This is a genomic window from Murdochiella vaginalis (assembly GCF_902381775.1).
GTDB lineage: Bacteria > Bacillota > Clostridia > Tissierellales > Peptoniphilaceae > Murdochiella > Murdochiella vaginalis.
The window spans coordinates 360,562-378,654 of the sequence record NZ_LR698969.1; the positions used below are offsets into that span (position 1 = coordinate 360,562).

Below are 18,093 nucleotides of genomic sequence, written 5' to 3' on the forward strand. Positions count from 1 at the left end.
CCCCACACGAAACGAAGAGGAAAATCATGTTTGAAAGTTTAGAACATATTCAAAGCCAATTGCACGAGATGGAACAGCAACTTGCCGACCCGGCGCTGCTCGCCGACATGAATGCCTGGCGCAAAGTCAACCGGGCCTATGTCGAACGCAAGCCCATCGCCAAGGCCTATCAGGAATATAAGAAAGCCATCGATACCGCCGAAGAAGACCGCGAGATGCTGAAAGAAGTGCAGGATGCGGACATGGAAGCGATGTTGAAGGCCGATCTTGCCGAGCAGGAAGACATCGCGCAGAAAAAAGAAGAAGAGCTCAAGCTCTTGCTCGTGCCCAAGGATCCCAACGATTACAAAAACGTCATTGTGGAGATTCGAGCCGGCGCAGGCGGGGACGAGGCCGGACTGTTTGCCGGCGATTTATATCGCATGTACCACATGTATGCTGAGAAAGAAGGGTATACCACCGAAGAGCTCGATCGCACCGAACAGGGCATCGGCGGCATCAAAGAGGCCACCTTCATGGTCAAAGGGGAAGGCGCGTATTCGAAGCTCAAATACGAATCCGGCGTGCATCGCGTACAGCGCGTGCCCGAGACGGAGTCATCCGGACGCATTCATACGTCGACGGCGACCGTCGCGGTCTTACCCGAAGCCGAAGATGTCGATGTGGAGCTGAATCTCAATGATGTGCGCGTGGACGTCTATCGTTCCAGCGGACACGGCGGCCAATGCGTGAATACGACCGACTCTGCCGTGCGCGTCACGCACATCCCGACCGGCATCGTGGTGGCCATCCAGGATGAAAAGAGCCAGCTGAAGAACAAAGAGAAGGCGCTGCACCTTCTGAAGACCAAGCTCTATGACCTGGAACTCGAAAAGCAGAATCAGGAAATCGCCTCGGCAAGGCATTCCCAGGTGGGAAGCGGCGACCGAAGCGAACGCATCCGCACGTATAATTTTCCGCAGGGACGCATCACCGACCATCGCATCAACCGCACGATCTACCAAATTCATGAATTTCTGGATGGCGATATCGGCGAAATGATTGAGGCCCTGCAAACCGAAGACCAGATGAAAAAACTGGCGCTGGTCACGGACGACAGCGAGCAAGCATAGTAGGAGGACCCATGGACAAAGAGCAGTTTTTGAAGCAGTGGAACGAAAGCACCAAGCGTCTGTTCTGCAAGACCATTGAAACGGCAACATCCTTTGAAAAATATGCCGCCCTTTCCCAAACCATTATGGATCACATCACCGATGCCTGGATGGAAACGCGGGAAAAGACCAAGACCATGCGTAACGAATACTATTTTTCCGCCGAATTTCTGGTCGGCCGCGCGCTGGGAAACAACCTGCTGAATCTGGGCATTCTCGACGAAGTGAAAGCGGTTCTCAAGGACATCGGCATCGACTTTGAACAGCTCGAAGACGAAGAGGATGACGCCGCTCTCGGAAACGGCGGTTTGGGAAGGCTTGCCGCCTGCTTCATCGACTCCGCTGCCAGCGAAGGCTACCCCGTCCAAGGTTATGGCGTGCGCTACAGCCAAGGCATCTTTGAACAGAAATTCATCGACGGCTTCCAGCGCGAAGAAGGCGACGATTGGACCAAAAAAGGCGATTTCTGGTCGCAACGTCGTGAAGAGGAAGCCAAGCTCGTGCGCTTCCGGGACGAAACCGTGCTCGCCGTGCCCTATGACATGCCCATCATCGGCTACAAAAACGGCATCGTAAACACCCTGCGCCTGTGGCAGGCCGAGCCGCTCGAGTCCGGATTCGACTTCGACCGCTTCAACAACTTTCAATATGACGATGCCCTGCGCGAATTAAACCGTGCCGAAGACATCACCCGCGTGCTCTATCCCAACGACATGCAGCGCGCCGGCAAGGTGTTGCGCTTCAAACAGCAATACTTCTTCACCTCCGCCAGCATCCAAGACCTTCTCACCCGCTATAAAGAGAATTTCCCCGAAGACACTAATTTCCGCTCGTTCTCGGCGCTGCATTCCATTCAATTGAACGACACCCATCCCGTCATCGCCATTCCCGAGCTGATGCGCCTTCTCATCGACGAAGAGGAACTTTCCTGGGACGATGCCTATGATGTTGCGACGCATACGTTTGCGTTCACCAACCATACCGTCTTGCAGGAAGCACTGGAAAAATGGAGCCTCGATATTGTCGACGAGGTCTGCCCGCGCTGCCTGGAGCTCATCAAGGAAATCAACCAGAAGATGATTTCCGTGTTCCGTCAACAGGGCATGCCCGAGGAGCAGATCAACACCTACCGCATCATCCACGACAACGTCGTGGAAATGGCCTATTTGGCGGTTTGGTGTGCTGTCGCGGTCAACGGTGTGGCCAAAATCCATACGCAGATTTTGCAAACCGAAACCTTCAAGCAATGGGTTGCCGTCATGCCGGAAAAATTCAGCAATAAGACCAACGGCGTCACACCCCGTCGGTGGCTGCAATATGCCAATCCCGAGCTGTCCGCCTTTATCACGAAAAAGTTGGGCAGCGACGCCTGGCATCACGACCTCACCCTTTTGAAAGGACTGGAACGCTACGCCGACGATCCCGAAACCCTTACGGAGCTCAACGCCATCAAGGCCATCAAAAAGAACCAGCTGGTGGACTACATTGAACGCACCGAAGGCATTACCTTGGATCCCGACTCGATTTTCGACATCCAGATCAAGCGCCTGCATGAGTACAAGCGCCAGCTGTTGAACATTCTGCACATTCTGCACTTGTACAATATGCTCAAGAAAAATCCCGGTCTGGACATGGTGCCGCGCACGTTTATCTTCGGCGCGAAGGCCGCGCCCGGTTATTTCCGTGCCAAAGCCATTATCAAGTTCATCAACGAAGTCGCCCGGATGGTCAACGCCGACCCGGATACGCGCAAAAAACTGCGCGTCGTCTTCGTCCAGAACTACCGCGTCAGCTCCGCCGAAAAGCTCTTTCCGGCGGCGGACATTTCCGAGCAGATTTCCACGGCCGGAAAAGAAGCCTCCGGCACGGGCAACATGAAATTCATGCTCAACGCCACCCCGACCCTCGGCACGTATGACGGCGCCAACATCGAGATTATTGCGGATGCCGGCGAAGAGAACAATTTCCGCTTCGGCGCCACCGTCGAAGAATTGGAAGGCATTGCTTCCTCATATAATCCGCTCGAGTACTACCATACGAAGCCCGAAATTAAGGAAGTGGTGGACTATCTGTTGGATCAGCGCCTGTCGGACCACGGCACCTATATGTTCCTGGATGTCTATAATTCGCTGGTGGCACCCCAACACGGCGAACGCGGGGACGAACACTATCTGCTCTACGATTTTGAAAGCTATGCCGAAGCCCAAAAGCGCGTCGACACCGCCTATCGCGACCGTCTCGGCTGGGCGAAGAAGTGCCTGATGAACCTCGCCAACTGCGGCGAATTCTCATCCGACCGCACCGTGCGCGAATACGTGCGGGATATATGGAAAGTGGACACCATTCAATAGTCGTCAACACCGGCCGCCGCTAAGGCGTCCGAAATGCTCTGCGCGAGCCGACCTGGCCCGTTGCATCGAAAACCGTCACACGAAGTCACACGAAAAGGAGGAAAATATGCTGGTATCGGCCAAAGAAATGCTCATCAAGGCGGCGAAAGAACACTACGCTGTCGCACAGATCAACATTAACAATCTGGAATGGACCAAAGCCGTTCTGGAAACCGCGGAGGAGCTCAAGTCGCCCGTCATCTTAGGCGTCTCTGAAGGCGCCGGAAAATACATGGGAGGCCACACCACCGTCGCCGCCATGGTGCGCGCAATGGATGAGGCCCTGGGCATTACCGTGCCCGTCGCGCTGCACTTGGACCACGGCACCTATGAAGGCGCGAAAAAGTGCATCGAAGCCGGCTACACCTCCGTCATGTTCGACGGCTCTCATTTCCCGCTCGAAGAGAATCTGGAAAAAACCACCGAAATCGTGCGTCTGGCGCATGAACACGGCATCTCCGTCGAAGCCGAAGTCGGCACCATCGGTGGCGAGGAAGACGGTGTGGTCGGCATGGGCGAGATCGCGGATCCCGCAGAATGCAAACGCCTGGCGGATCTCGGCATTGACTTTTTAGCCGCCGGCATCGGCAACATCCACGGCGTCTATCCGGCCAACTGGAAGGGCCTCGACTTTGATGCCCTGCAACACATCAAGGAAGCAACCGGCGATATGCCGCTCGTCTTACACGGCGGTACCGGCATTCCCAAGGATATGATTTTGAAAGCCATTTCGCTCGGCGTCGCCAAAATTAACGTCAACACTGAGTGCCAGCTGTCCTTTGCGAAGGCCACGCGCGAATACATCGAAGCCGGCAAGGACCAACAGGGCAAAGGATTCGACCCGCGCAAGCTGTTAGCCCCCGGTACGGCCGCCATCAAAGAAACGGTCAAAGAAAAGCTGGAGATGTTCGGCTCGGTGGGCAAGGCGGAGTAACGCCCCACAAAGCATGCCGAATCCCAATGCGCGGCAGAAAACAGAGCGTCCCGATAGGGGCGCACGACTCACAGCCTGTGGCATACATGCGGAAGAGGCCAAAAAAGTAAGCTTTTCGTTACTTTTTTGCAACAACTTCACGGAAAACCCACAATTAGCGTTGACGAATGCAGGATGAATTGGTATGATGAGCCTGTAAATCAAGAAGTTTCTATTTTCCGGAGCTTCCACGATTACATGCACAACCATAGCAGCTGATCACAAAGCAGGAAAAAAACAAATTACGGAGGATGACAATGAAAACGAAACGTATTGTAGCATTGGCTCTTGCTGGCGCTCTGGCGTTCGGCGGTGCCCTAGCAACACCGGTTTTGGCGGATGAAGCAGTTCAGGCTGCGACAGTGTCAGACGAAGATCTGGCTACAGCTAAAATCAAAATGGTGTATGACGCTTCGGTCTATAAGGCTGCGGCAGAGAAGAAGGTCAAAGAAGCAGGGCTGGAAGGCAAAAAACTTTCTGACTTAGAGAAAGCTATGACCGATGCTGAGAAAGATAAAAACACTGCAATTGACAATTGGGTGAAGTTGGGCAAAGAAAAAGGTGCAAAGCAAGATGCTGTGAACAATGCGGAAGAAGCATTGAAAGCTCCTAAAAAAGCTTGGGAAGATCTTGCCACGCCGTATGGTTTAGCTGGCCTGACAGCGACCGAAGCGGAAGACATCAAAGCTGCAATTAAGGCCCGAGCGGACGAGATTGAGGCAACTGAGCCGGCTAAAGCTCAAGAATTAAGAAAAGCTGCCGTCATTGATTCGCTCGTTCAAGCAAAACAGAAGTATGATGCAGCAGTAGAGGCTCTTAAGGACGCGAAAGAGAATTTGGCGAATGCAAGTGTGGCTCTTAAGGATTACAAAGAGTACACGGAAGCAAAGAAAGCGTATGATAAAGCCGTTGCTGACTTCAACACCAAGAACGAAGCTGAAGTTGCAAAAGATTTTGTTGACGCGCTGAACGCTTTAAAGCCGACTCTTGATGCAGCTGAAAAAGCAAAAGTTGATGTGGAAGGAAAATCTGCGAAACAGATCATCCTTGCTCTGTTAAGCCAGACCAAAACCACAAAGGGTCTGTTGGCTGCTTTGGGCGAAACACCGGCACCGCAACCGGGCGAAGAGCCGGGCAAACCGGGCGAAGAGCCGGGCAAACCGGGCGAAGAGCCGGGCAAACCGGGCGAAGAGCCGGGCAAACCGGGCGAAGAGCCGGGCAAACCGGGCAAGCCGGCAGAGAAACCGGAAGTAAAGGACAAGGACAATAAGAAAAACAACAAAAAAGCTCCCAAGACCGGCGACATCACCGTATTGGCGTATGCAGGCAGCGCGGTATTGGCTGCGGGCGCATTTGTCGCTTCGAAAAAACGCAAGTAAGTTCGCATAACGTGCTGCTGTTGGTGTGAATGACAGGTTTGTCCTGGACAGACCGAAGGAGGTGTTCCGAAAGGAACACCTCCTTTTTATTGCCATGTAGCAGGAGCGTCGTTGCACAGTGGGCTCGACAGGTGTCTTAGAGAAGCCTACGAAGCACGGAGAACGGCATCCGGGCAGGAAAGGAGCAATAAAAAAGCCCGCCTTATGGGGCGGGCTTTTCTTCGGGCGAGGTGTTTTCGCCGGACGGATTCGGATTCGGGGGTGCCTCGGTTGTGGAGCTCTTGCTGCTTTCGGGCTTGGACTGGCTCTGCGAAGACGACGGTGCCTGCGTATCGCTGCTGGTCTGCGCGGAGGAACTTGAGCTACTCTGTTGCGACGATTGTTCCTGCGAGGAGGAGCTCGATGACGATTGTTCGGACGAAGCGGGCGCCGAGGAGGCGTTCGGAAGAACCGGAATGACCGGCGGCTTGGGCTTCGCCGGAGGCGGCGTCGGCGTCGGTGTATGGGTCTTGCCGCCGCGTGAGGGTGCCGGGACGATGCGGATATCGGGCACGCGGCTCTTTTCCGTGGTTGAGGGTTCTGTGCGCGGCTTCTCGGAAGACTGCGCCACCATGAAGTTGTCCTTTTCCACCTTGCCGTCTGCCAAGATGCGCAACACCAAGGAGTTGTCCGTCATAGTTGCGCCGATGGTGGTGGGTTTTACGAAATGGGGGCTCGTCGGATTGGAGTAGCCGATAATTTCGCGCGCGCCGATTTCGCCGTGTTTGGCCGTGGGGGCAATCTTGACGATCGCTTCGACAGGCTTCTTGACCACGGTCTCGGAGAGCGCTTTGCGCGATACTTCTTTGCCGCCCGACATGCTAACCTCATAGGTGATATTGCTCTGGCCGCGTTCGCCCGGCTGTACGATGCGATATTCGCCCGGCTTTACGGTATCATCCACTTCGGTCACAATGGCGAACTCTTGTTCCATAAGTTCGGTAACCTCTTTGGTCTCCTCGACGCCGGAGCTTTCCTGTCGCGGCGCATCCACAAGCTCAAAGCCGGGATTGCTGCTGCAGGCGGTAAGCACGGCACCGCTGAGCGCCAAGGCGAGGAGTAATCGTTTCTGTTTCATCTGGTCCTCTCTCTCTGTTCGACGCCCTTTCGCGCGTCGTTACGCAAATAGTATACACGATGAAGGCCCCGCGTGCATATCTTCTGCACCCCGCCCGGCCCTTTTCTTGCGCCGCCGGCTCTCCTCGGCGATGAAGCTTTGCAGGCGCACTTCCGGTTCGTCGAAGATGCGGCGCACGAAAAGGGCCGGGAGGGGCGATGCGCGGCTGGCAGAGCGTTGGGTGAGGCGCGGGGTGCGGAGATGAGGCGCGGCGGGCGGAGCTGCTGCGGAGGACGCAGGTGTCTGGAGCGCATGGGTTTCAGTGGAGCGCCGCTGGAACCGCTTTTGGCGGCGCAGTTTCTAAGAGGAAGCCGCCTTCGGCGGCGTTTTCAAATCGCCGGCCGCAGGCCGGCACCTTATTTTGTAGAGGGGAATCGTCAAAAAGGCGAAACACTCTACGCCCGCTTGCAACACTGTAGAGTGGATTGCTGAAAAAAGCGAAACCACTCTACGCTCATTCGTGATCCTGTAGAGTTGAATGGCGGAAAAAAGCAAAACCACTCTACACCTGCTTGCGATCTTGTAGAGTGGATTGCTAAAAAAATCAAAACCACTCTACACCTGCTTGCGATCTTGTAGAGTGGATTGCTAAAAAAGGCGAAACCACTCTACGCCCGCTCGCAACCATGTAGAGTGGATTGCTAAAAAAGGCGAAACCACTCTACACTTGCTTGCACAACGGTAGAGTGGTTTTGCCTTAATTACAAAATAAACATGATTTTTGTGACACGCTGAAAAAAAGAGGAGCGCCGCTTGGACTGCTGTTGGCGGCGCGTTTCTAAGGCGGAGCCGCCTTCGGCGGCGTTTTCAAACCGCCGGCCGCAGGCCGGCTCCTTCTTGGTGGCGTTGGCGGCAAGAAGGGGCCCTTTTTCGCATTTCGCGAATATGGGCTCCTGGGCTTTGGTGATTTTTTGCGATAAAAGGAGCCTTTTATTGCAATTTACGAATATGGGCTCCTGGGCTTCGGCGATTTTTGGCGAAAAAAGGAGCCCTTTTTTACAAATCGCAAATTTAGGCTCCTAATTTTTAGTTTTTTTCTTGCGCACAAGGAGCCCTTTTTTGCAATTCACAGTTTTGGGCCCCCAAAATGCAGATTTCCTAGTGGTAAGCGGGAGCCCTTTTTCGCATTTTCCTCTTTTGGGCTCCTAAAATACGACTTTTACGATCATGGCCGGGAGCCTTTTTCTGCACTTCGCTGTTTTAGGCTCCTCAAAGGCCTCAGTGGAGCGAAGCACGAGCTTACACCCCGCGCTATGCACCACGCTTATACTTCGCCCTCCGCCGCGCCCGCGCCCCACCCATCCCGAATTCCCGGCGGCGCGCGCACCGAATCCGTTATAATGGGAGAGAACAGGAAGGAAGGGACGATGACGAAGAAAAAACATCCGGTGGTGGACGTGCGAATTGAAGAGCTGGCGTATCCCGATCGTGCGAGCGGCGTGGTGCTGTCGACGATTGCGCATGATCCGGTGGGCGAGATGCTGGAGTTGCCCGTGGATCACAGCAAACGCGAGGCGGTCGCGCCCATGCGCATGAAGGGCGGGCTGCCGGGCCAGGTTTGGCGTTGCCGCGTGAAGCGTTCGCATGCCGGGGTGCGCGAGGTGATGCCATTGCAGCTGCTGGCGCCGTCGCCCATGGAACATCGTCCGACTTGCCCACAGGCAGGCATCTGCGGAGGTTGCAATTACCAGACGATCAGCGTGGAATCGGAGCTGCTGCTTAAAAGCCGGCAGCTGCGGGAGCTGTATGCGCCGCTGGGGCTTTCTTCCGCGATTTCGCTTTATCGCAGTCCGCTCTTGGAGGGCTATCGCAGCAAGATGGAGTATACCTTCGGCGACAGCACGCCTGGCGGGCCGCTGACGTTGGGGCTGCATCGTCCGGGCCATTTTTATGACATTTTGCCGACGCCGCTGTGCAATATCGTCCCGGAGGATTTTAATTCGTTGCGCAAGGCAGTGGAGCGTTTTTGCCGGGAGCGCGAATGGACATTCTATCATCGTGCGAAGAAGAGCGGCTATTTGCGCCATCTCGTGTTGCGTGCGGCGCTTACGACGGGGGAGCTCATGGTCAATCTTGTGACGACCTCGGAGCGCACCTGGACGGCACTCGATACGACGGAATTTCTGCGCCTTCTGCACAGCCTTTCCCTTTCGATGCGCCTCGTGAGCGTCTTCCACACGACCAATGACAGCGTTGCGGACGTGGTGCAGGCGGATGCTCTCGATCTTTTGGAAGGACGTTCTTACCTGGAAGAGCGCCTTTTTGACCTCTCGTTTCACGTGGGGCCGTTTTCTTTCTTCCAGCCCAACGTCATGGGTGCCAAGAACCTCTATTCCAAGGCACTTGACCTTGCCGGCGACCTGCGCGGCAAGACCGTCTACGATCTCTATTCCGGCACGGGAACCCTCGCGCAAATTGCCGCGTCGCGCGCCCAGCGCGTCATCGGCGTGGAGATCGTGGAGGAAGCCGTCGAGAAAGCCCGTGAAGCCTGTCAACGCAACGGTCTTGCGAATGTACGCTTCGTTGCATCCGACGTCCTTGCCGAGCTGACCCGTCTCGCCGACATCGGCGATCGTCCCGACGTTGTCCTTCTCGATCCGCCTCGCCAGGGTATTCATCCCAAGGCTGTCGCCCACCTCATCGCTGCTGCCCCCGAGCGCATCGTATACATCTCCTGCAATCCCACCACACAGGTTCACGACCTGTCTCTCTTTACTGCCGGTGGCTACCGCGTCGAGCAAGTGGTTGCCTTCGACCAGTTTCCGCGGACGAAGCATGTTGAGACGGTCTGTTTGATGTCAAGAAAGGACTAAAAGGCTTGAAAGCCTTGATTTTACGGCGTTTTAGCGGTTTTACCGTTTGTTCGGAAAGCGTCTGATTGGATGCAAAAGTAGTCGAAATAACCATAAAATGAAAAATCCCGCTCCGATTCAGAGGCGGGATTTTTTAGTGAAAAGAACTGTTTTGGTCATACAATTGTAAAGGCAAGTTGAATGTTGGTATATTCCTGCCTTGCGAGTCGGCAAGATGGTTGTCAGATGATTTTTGGTCAGACAGTTGGAACGGTAAGATGGTTGTCAAAACACTACTGCTTGATAGATACAGATACACCAGACGTAAACCGGACATCAATTTTTTTGTCATGAATCGTGATGGTATCCACCATTCTGCGCACCAGCGCATCATCCAGAGTTGTGAGTATACCGGTCTGCGCTTGTAAAAAGTCGCGCATCGCTTGGATGCGCAGGATCTGATTGTCCGTCTTTGCCTGAGCAAGCTCGGCTTGCATTTTTTCTTCTTTCACTGCATCAATCTCATTTGCAACGTCTTCATAGGGTTCTCGATTCGAAATGCGATCCATGAGCATTTGCTGTAGATCCTCCAGTCTTTGCTCTATCGATTTCATGTCTACTGAGGACTCGTGGTCAATCACGTGAGTAATCCGATCCTCCAGTTCAGCAAAAAAGCACCCCTTATCTTTAATGCAACGGTTAATAGCAGAAAGCACAATGCCTTTCAAAAACTCCTCCTCCACCGTTCTCGCATGGCAGGAGTTGTTTCCGGGAGTAAGCCTGCTCATGCAGCGCCAGACGATGGATTTGCATCCCCGGTTGTTCCAGTGAATCCGGCGGTAATACTCGCCGCACTCACCACAGATAACAAGCCCGGACAGACAGTGGTTAGACGAGTAGGCTTTTCGTTTGCCATCCGCTCGCTTAGAAAGGTTGCGTCTTCTTACCAGCTCGTCTTGAGCCAGCAGGAAGATCTCCTTTGGAATGATAGCTTCGTGGTCATTTTCCACATAGTACTGTGGCATGTGTCCTTCATTTCTTACGCGCTTCTTGGTCAGAAAATCAACGGTGTAGGTTTTTTGCAAAAGGGCATCACCGATATATTTTTCGTTGGTGAGAATTTGGCGAATATTGCTGGGAGTCCATTTGGTGTGTCCGGCTCCGTTTCTTATGCCATCCGCCTCAAGTCCTGCAGCGATTTTGTTCATGGAAAGCCCCTCAAGATACTCTCGATAGATGCGTTTTACCGTTTTTGCCTGTTCAGAATTGATCACGAGGTGACCATCCGCATCTTTGTCATAGCCTAAAAACCATTTGGCGTTGACCTGCACTTTTCCCTGCTGGTAGCGGTACTGGATGCCGAGTTTCACATTCTGAGACAGACTCTGGCTTTCCTGTTGAGCAAGGGAGGCCATGATGGTGATCAACACTTCGCCTTTGGCATCCATCGTGTTGATGTTTTCCTTTTCAAAGAAAACTGGGATGTTGATTTCTTTGAGCTTTCGGATGTATTTCAGGCAATCAAGCGTATTTCGAGCAAAACGCGAGATGGACTTGGTAATAATTATGTCGATCTCGCCTGCCTCGCAGGCATCAATCATACGATTGAATTCTTCGCGCTTTTTGGTGTTGGTGCCAGAAATGCCATCATCGGCAAAAATGCCCGCCAGCTCCCAGCCTTTTTGTGCCTGAATGTATTCCGTGTAGTGCGCAACCTGTGCTTCATAGCTTGTTGCCTGTTCGTCGGAATCTGTAGAAACGCGACAGTAAGCAGCTACCCGAAGAGTGGGGCTTGGCGTTTCCGTCTTTGTGTTTCCCTGCTTCTTTCGGGCGGGAATCATGGTGATGTTCTTATTCATCTTCAACCTCTCGGATCTGGTTATAGACATATACGGCTTGCTCGAGTGCCGACCGGTCGCCGCAGTCAATCTCATCCATATAAAATCGGGTTTTTACGTAAAAGGTAGGTCTTCGTTTATGGCGAAGCTTCTCCTTGCCCAGATTCTTTGCACGAGAAAGACGCAGCTCATGCGCCTGTTTCAGCCATTCTTCGCTGATGAGTGCGGGGTACCCCTCACTTCCTGCATAAATCGGGTTTTCCAGCAGGCGACGGATGACACTGTGCGTAAAGGTAATACCGACCGACTGCGCAGAAGCCTTCAGACTCATGCCGCTTAAGTAGTTTTCAAATAAGGACTTCAGAGCACACGCTTCCTCTTCGTGAATAGCGATTTTGCCATCTTTCATGCGGTATCCATAAGGAATTGTTCTCATTATTTAGGCCAGCCTTTCCGGAAGACGGAGTCCGCATTTCAGGATGAAGCAGACCTCGGTTCGACTGACAACCTCTACGGCATCGACGAACCTTTTGAATTCTTCCTCGCAAAAGCGTTCCGAAACTTTTCTCCCTTTTACATAGTGGCAGAGCGCTTCGAGGTTTATTACGGTATCGTCTTTCCCGGCTTCCTGAATTTTGAGCTGTTCGCGCTCTTTTTTTCTTTCTTCAATTCGCGTGACAAGTTTGTTTTTCTCCTTGAGGAAATGCGGACGGTCGAGGTATCCCGAAGCGCTTAAGCGTGTCAGCACATCCAGCTTGTCTGAATCCTCACGAATGGCTTCGTTTGCTACTTTGAGTTCTTTTACATATGTCTTTGGCTTCTGACCTTGCATCTCGCTTAATAGAGGTTCCAGTATGGCTTCGCGGGCAAAGGTCAATTTGTTCATCATGCTTGCAAAGGCGCAGAGAATGCCATCTTCATACACAGCCTTGAAAGGGCAATTCTTCTTGCTGTGCAGATGCGTACTGCATGCATACATCTTGTAACTGCCGCTTTGCGTATAGCGAGTGATGCGCTTCATGACCGAACCGCATGCTTTACATCTCACCTTCCCGGAGAGCACCGTTCGATTGAGATACTTGGGGCTCTCCTGAATGATCCCTTTATTCTCACGCTTGAGCTCGATCAGTTCGTTAACCGCGTCATATGTTTTTCTGTCGATGATCGCCTTATGATGGTCTCTCACGAGGTATGCATTTTTCTCACCGTTGTTTTTATGACGCTTGAAGGCATCATCGGTATAGGTCTTCTGAAAAAGGCAATCGCCGGTATATTTTTCATTTTTCAAGATGGCAAGGATACTTCCGCTGCTCCAAAGTCCTCCGTGGGCAGAAGGGATGTTTTGATCATTGAGAATTCTTGCGATTGAATATCCGCCATATCCTGCCAGCGCAAGTTGAAAGATCTCTCGCACGATCACAGCCTGATTTTCCACGATTGCCATCACACCATCGTCGTTTCGATAACCGAAAGGCGGGCAGGTGATGATGAATGTCCCGCTTTGGAAGCGTTGCTCAATGGACCAGCGCACATTGGCAGATTGGGAAGCGGACTCATCCTGCGCCATCGAACTTAGGATGGATAAAAAAAGCTCGCTCTCCATTTCACTGGTATTGATATTTTCCTTCTCAAAGTATACGGGGATCTTTAGTTCCAGAAGCTTTCTGACCATGCGCAAGCAATCTGCTGTATTTCTGGAAAAACGACTGATGGATTTGGTTAGCACAAGGTCGATTTTTCCGAGGCGGCAGTCACGCAGCATGCGTCTGAGTTCAGGTCTTGCTTTGCTCTTGGCAGCGCTGACGCCCCTTTCATAATAGATATCGTGCAAAGTCCATCCGTCTCGAGTGCAAATATAGGAAGCATAGTGTTTACGCTGCGCTTCCAGACTTTCAAGCTGCGCGTCCGATTCGGTGGAGACACGGCAATAGACGGCGATGCGCATCTGTTTTTGCTGCTTCCGTTGTGTTGCCACACCATCGATTCTCGTTACTTTCTTCAATGCTTTCACCTCCGCTCTCCTATATAGACGCTCTAAACCAGACACATAGCAAGTTGTTTATTCCATCAGCTGGTAGAGAAATGGCCGATATACACTACGATTTTGTCTGTGCAGTATTTGCGCTTCGCATTCCGCAAGAATCCCTTGCGCATAGAGTTCGTCAACATAAGCCTCGGCAAGCCGGTAATAAACGTCGCGCATCAGATCTTCCTGCACCGGAAGAGGCTGTTTATTATTTATATCGTTTGTCATCGTTGCCCTCCTTATCTCGAGGGCAGATCCGTTTCACCCTCTCCTTTCCACTGGAGATGGCGAGAGGTTTTGAGCGGATTTCCTGTCTTCAAAAGGTGCTGGAGGTGAGAGGAGCGTTTTGACGAAACAAGGGAAAAAAAATAAGCCTGCCGCTGATGAGAACCATCAGCAGCAGGCGTTTTGTTTACACAGGTTCACAGGAGTTCGTTTACACGCTTTTGCACGGCATCATAATTGTAGCCGGCCTTCGTCAAGCGATTCTTTCGCTCGTTGCCGTTGCCCCAGTCGCCATGAATCACCTCACGGGCAAGGGTGTTGATGGACTTTTTCGGCTTGACGGAAAGACGCTCGTTGACCTTTTTCTGTACTGCATCGTAGGAATAACCGGAAGCCGTCAGGCGGCGCTTGCGCTCCTCGCCGTTTCCCCAGAGGCCTTTTATCACCTCGTCAGCCAACGTCTCTACAGTTTTCTTTTCCGGAGCCGGTGCGGGTTTTGCAGTGGGTGCAGTGCTTCCTTTGGCATAGCCATTAAATCCGCCGCCACGGATGAGGGAGGGATAGTCGATGTAAGAAATGTCCAAGTCCACATTGCCGGCAATGCCAGATACGCTGCCCTTGCTGGAGTACTGCCAAAGGCCGCTTTCGCCTTCAAAGCTGTTCGTGTTTGCCCACTGGGCGCACCAGAAGGCATAGCGCTTGCGGATGGATTTCGAGAGAATGTTTCTCGCGACCGAGGCACTCGTGTAGAAACCGGCAAAGTAACCGCCCGCTTCCATTTCATTGCAGAAGGCTTGGATGAGGCTGTCACAGAAAGCCTGCCCTCGAGAAAGCTGAGACGATTCTTCCAGATCAAAAAAGATCGGATAGTCAAACTGCTTTCCGGCGATGATCTGCTTACATACTTTCGCTTCTGACCTTGCGTTATCTGCGCTTCGGGCATACGAATACCAGTAAGCCCCAACATGAAGGCCAGCGGCTTTTGCCCGGGCGTAGTTCTGTTCAAAGGTGCGGTCCTTCTGGGAAGTATCCCAACCATAGCCGGCACGGATGATGACAAAATCAATTCCGTCCGCTTTTACCTTGTTGAAATCAATCGAGCCGTTCCATTTGGAGACGTCAATCCCTTTACTCATGTGTTTCCTCCTTTTCTGCGCGCTCATGGAGCTGTGCGAGCACGACTTTCAGCTTTTTCGGGACAGGCAGTCCCAGATGCGTGGCATTTTCGACAAGGGACAGGCCCTCATTGGAGAGATAGAAGAAGATGACGGCCGTGCGCAGAACCGAGCCAGTACCGATGACCTGAGCATCAATCATGTGTCCGATGCCTACGAGCAGAAAGATCAAGACCTTTCTTGCGATGCCTTTGAAGCCGACCGCACTCGAGAGCTTCTTGTCTGCTACTGCGCACATGATGCCGGTGATGTAGTCGGTGATGACAAAGGCGATGAGTGCATAAAGCAAACCGTCAAATCCTCCAAGATAAAATCCCAGCCATCCGCCGATTCCGGTGAAGATGAGCTGGATACTGTTCCAGAACTCTTTCATCGCGTTCCTCCTAATACGTAATACGTAGAAAGCCACTCCGGCATCTCCGGAATGGCTCCTGTTTCGGTGGCATCCAGCCAGGCCAGATACCACGCATTTAGTTCCTTTTTCTGTTGTTCTGTAAGTCTGTCGTACCAAGGCGTGCCCCGGTTGATGACGGGAAAGCACTCCTTGCATCGACGTTCACGAATCGCATCCTTCGCTGCATTTTTCGATTTAGCAACCAGACGTTTTTTGTCCAAGACAAGGTCACCGTCCCGGATTCGGTAGCATTGGTAATGGAGAGCAAAGTCTTCTATGTCCTCTGGCTCTGCGCATTCCGCTCCTCCGACCAGCATTCCGTCCAAGGCGAAGCTCGTAATAAAACCTTGTTCATCAGTTAGAATCTGCATGATTTCCTCCTTAATTCACCCCAAACACTCGGATAATCTGCCCATTGGAACTTCTGTCGTAGTAAGCAAGTGTCACGGTCGTGCCTGAGTAGTAAAGCTTGAAAGCGTAGTAATTGCTCTCGTCCGCAATCTGGTAGTTGGTGGCTGTCGTAGTGAGCTGGGCGGAAGGCACGACCAGTGCGCACCTCGAAGAAGCAGTGCTGGGCTGGCCGATAATGACGAAAAAGTTGTAGCTCTTCGAAAAGGTCGTGCTACCCGTCGTGATTGCGCCGCTGTAGAGGGAGGTTGCGGTAATCCCGAGATTCGACCGGGCGGCAGAGGCATAGGATGCGCCGGTACCACCGGAGGAGACGGCCAAGGGACTGGTGAGCGAAATGGAAGGCCAGGAGTTCCGGTCGTAGGCGGCTTTTACAGCCGAAGAGGTCGCTGCTGTGGAAGTGCTGGTCGAGCTGGTGCTGGTGGAGAGTTTCGTTATGCCAAAATAGCTGGTATCGGCCAAGGGCGTGGTCAAGGCCACCCAGAAAATTCCGTCATAGATCAGAATTACCGTCTGCTCGGGTCGCCAGTAGTTGGTACCGACAGCCGTTCTTCCCACATTGACGATGTACTTAAGTCCGGTGCCGTTAACGTTGATTCTGGGAAAGGTGGCCGTATTGTTGTGCATGAATTTCATCAAGACCACAGCGCCAGTGTTCAGCGTTTGAAAATCCGGACACTCGCCGGTTTTCTCCACCACATCGGCTGCATCATTGCAAACGCCAAAGGGCAATCCGCCGCTCAGCGATGCGATATACGCTGGTAAAAGCAGCCCGTAAACCTTCACGCTCCAGTCCGGTGCGACCTCGAAGCATTTCTCGATTTCCGATACCTTGCCGATGGCCAGCCCGTTTCCGCCGTTCTTGAAATCCATCACAACGGCTGCGGTGGAAATGGAATCGGTAATGGAGATGCTGGTAAAGGCATCGGTTAGGGTGTATTTCACCTCATACGTATTTTCCGGCGAAATCGAGCCGCTTCCGAAAGTGAAGGGTGTGTTGCTCGTAAAGGTTGTAGCGGCATCTGTCCAGGTCGCGTCGGATTCTTTTTTGTACGATACCGAGGTGGTGATGGTATTCTTTCCTCCGACAGAAGCAAAGTAAAACTCCAGAAGGGCTCGGACATAAGTGCCATCCCCCTTTGGCGTGCCTGTGCTGTCGGCACGCTCGGACTGCGCACTTAAAAAGCGTGGCGAGTAGTACGGCAAAACGGAGATGCTTACGGTTTTGGCATCGGAGGTGCGTCCTCTGGAATCGGTGACCTTGGCGGTAAAAGTGGTGGTGCCATAGTCATTTAAAAAACCTGTCGTAAGTGAAGAGGACGATCCGGAAAAGCCTCCACCCGTGATGCTGTAGGAGCGAATCGTCGAGCCGTAGCTTCCGGTGGCACCCGATATGGCCAGCGTCGCCTTGGATTTGTACTGCACATACACGCCCCAAGTGGAAGGCACGGTCCCGTCGATATGGCTGGCCGTCAGACTGCCGATGGTCGGCTTTATCGTAGAAGGCACATAAAGCGTGATGGTTGTTGCCTTGGAGCCGATGTATGTTCCGCCATTATAGGTATAGCAAGTGATGGTGCATGTCCCCGAGGTGCTATTTGGAATCTGCGAGGCAAGGCTTAACGGCGGTGTCCAGGACAATGAGGTACCGGTGGTTTTTATGGCAATGGCGCTGGAAACACTGCCAAACCGGTAAGCCAGCGTATGTGTGAAGGACGATACTGCCCGAGAGATCTTGATGGTGGTTGCCGTCCCCATCGAGATGGATGAGGCAGACACAGACGAGGCACGCGGAATCGAGTCCAGCGTGATGGAGGCATTTGCCGTAATCGTACTGTAATAGGTGCCGCTAATCGTCGCTTCAATGTGAAAGACCGCAGAGATGTTGAGCGTCTTTGATCCGTCACTGTTGTGATTGACCGTCTTGGTAACGGAGCCTAAGGTGTGACTTCCTGTGGTATCGACCGCAGGAGAGGAAAAGGCCTGCGACTGACCATCAATCGTGCAGGTGTTATTGGTGCGCCCACTGATGTAAAGGGTCCAGTCGTTCACGAGCACCATCGTGGCCGTGATGGTCGAGTGGTTGTTGGTGATGTCTTTGGTTTGCTTCCAGTCGACGCGCAGCACATAGTGACCGCCGTGAATGGAACCGGAAAAACTGCCGGAAGATGCCATGGGCTGCTCCT

At 52.9% G+C, this 18,093-nt stretch carries 14 protein-coding genes; 5 read left to right on the forward strand and 9 right to left on the reverse strand.

All coding sequences use genetic code 11. The features are described from left to right. Nucleotides 1-26: 26 nt before the first annotated feature. The 4 genes from prfA to FXY30_RS07710 all read left to right on the forward strand — a co-directional run bounded on the left by prfA (nt 27) and on the right by FXY30_RS07710 (nt 5,893). Nucleotides 27-1,112, forward strand: a complete 1,086-nt coding sequence (gene prfA / locus FXY30_RS01415; protein ID WP_071705039.1) for a peptide chain release factor 1 — start codon at nt 27-29, stop codon at nt 1,110-1,112. A gap of 11 nt (nt 1,113-1,123) precedes the next feature. Then, nucleotides 1,124-3,502: a glycogen/starch/alpha-glucan phosphorylase gene (locus tag FXY30_RS01420; protein WP_071705040.1), complete on the forward strand. Its 2,379-nt coding sequence runs from the start codon at nt 1,124-1,126 to the stop codon at nt 3,500-3,502. Nucleotides 3,503-3,608: 106 nt separating this feature from the next. Further along, complete coding sequence (gene fba, locus FXY30_RS01425) at nt 3,609-4,475, forward strand: class II fructose-1,6-bisphosphate aldolase (protein ID WP_071705041.1); 867 nt, start codon at nt 3,609-3,611, stop codon at nt 4,473-4,475. A gap of 296 nt (nt 4,476-4,771) precedes the next feature. After that, a complete protein-coding gene (locus FXY30_RS07710) occupies nt 4,772-5,893 on the forward strand; it encodes a hypothetical protein (protein ID WP_071705042.1) in 1,122 nt (373 codons plus the stop codon). A gap of 202 nt (nt 5,894-6,095) precedes the next feature. Here the strand turns inward: FXY30_RS07710 and FXY30_RS01435 are convergent, their stop codons facing one another. Continuing rightward, nucleotides 6,096-7,010, reverse strand: coding sequence for a G5 domain-containing protein (locus tag FXY30_RS01435; RefSeq protein ID WP_071705043.1), 915 nt, complete (start codon nt 7,008-7,010; stop codon nt 6,096-6,098). Between the two features lie 1,406 nt (nt 7,011-8,416). On the opposite strand from FXY30_RS01435, the gene rlmD reads away from it, so the two are divergent. Beyond that, the gene (rlmD, locus tag FXY30_RS01440; RefSeq protein ID WP_157885022.1) at nt 8,417-9,862 is read left to right on the forward strand and encodes a 23S rRNA (uracil(1939)-C(5))-methyltransferase RlmD; all 1,446 of its coding nucleotides are present in this window, start codon (nt 8,417-8,419) and stop codon (nt 9,860-9,862) included. Nucleotides 9,863-10,134: 272 nt separating this feature from the next. Here rlmD and FXY30_RS01445 read toward each other — a convergent pair whose 3' ends face one another. The 8 genes from FXY30_RS01445 to FXY30_RS01480 all read right to left on the reverse strand — a co-directional run bounded on the left by FXY30_RS01445 (nt 10,135) and on the right by FXY30_RS01480 (nt 18,082). After that, a complete protein-coding gene (locus FXY30_RS01445; RefSeq protein WP_071705045.1) occupies nt 10,135-11,700 on the reverse strand; it encodes a recombinase family protein in 1,566 nt (521 codons plus the stop codon). Then, nucleotides 11,693-12,088 (reverse strand): hypothetical protein, encoded by a 396-nt coding sequence (locus FXY30_RS01450; protein ID WP_083428143.1) that lies wholly within the window; start codon nt 12,086-12,088, stop codon nt 11,693-11,695. Before FXY30_RS01450 ends, FXY30_RS01445 begins: the two co-directional genes overlap by 8 nt. Nucleotides 12,089-12,118: 30 nt before the next feature. After that, the gene (locus FXY30_RS01455; protein ID WP_083428144.1) at nt 12,119-13,690 is read right to left on the reverse strand and encodes a recombinase family protein; all 1,572 of its coding nucleotides are present in this window, start codon (nt 13,688-13,690) and stop codon (nt 12,119-12,121) included. A gap of 48 nt (nt 13,691-13,738) precedes the next feature. After that, nucleotides 13,739-13,933 (reverse strand): hypothetical protein, encoded by a 195-nt coding sequence (locus FXY30_RS01460; protein ID WP_071705047.1) that lies wholly within the window; start codon nt 13,931-13,933, stop codon nt 13,739-13,741. Between the two features lie 194 nt (nt 13,934-14,127). Beyond that, the gene (locus FXY30_RS07640; RefSeq protein WP_071705048.1) at nt 14,128-15,066 is read right to left on the reverse strand and encodes a GH25 family lysozyme; all 939 of its coding nucleotides are present in this window, start codon (nt 15,064-15,066) and stop codon (nt 14,128-14,130) included. After that, on the reverse strand, nt 15,059-15,478 hold the full coding sequence (locus FXY30_RS01470; RefSeq protein ID WP_071705049.1) for a phage holin family protein: 420 nt from the start codon (nt 15,476-15,478) through the stop codon (nt 15,059-15,061). The genes FXY30_RS07640 and FXY30_RS01470 overlap by 8 nt, the downstream gene beginning before the upstream one ends. Then, entirely contained in the window at nt 15,475-15,870 is a 396-nt protein-coding gene (locus FXY30_RS01475; RefSeq protein ID WP_071705050.1) for a hypothetical protein, read from the reverse strand. Before FXY30_RS01475 ends, FXY30_RS01470 begins: the two co-directional genes overlap by 4 nt. A gap of 10 nt (nt 15,871-15,880) precedes the next feature. Further along, on the reverse strand, nt 15,881-18,082 hold the full coding sequence (locus tag FXY30_RS01480; RefSeq protein WP_071705051.1) for a DUF859 family phage minor structural protein: 2,202 nt from the start codon (nt 18,080-18,082) through the stop codon (nt 15,881-15,883). Nucleotides 18,083-18,093 lie beyond the last annotated feature (11 nt).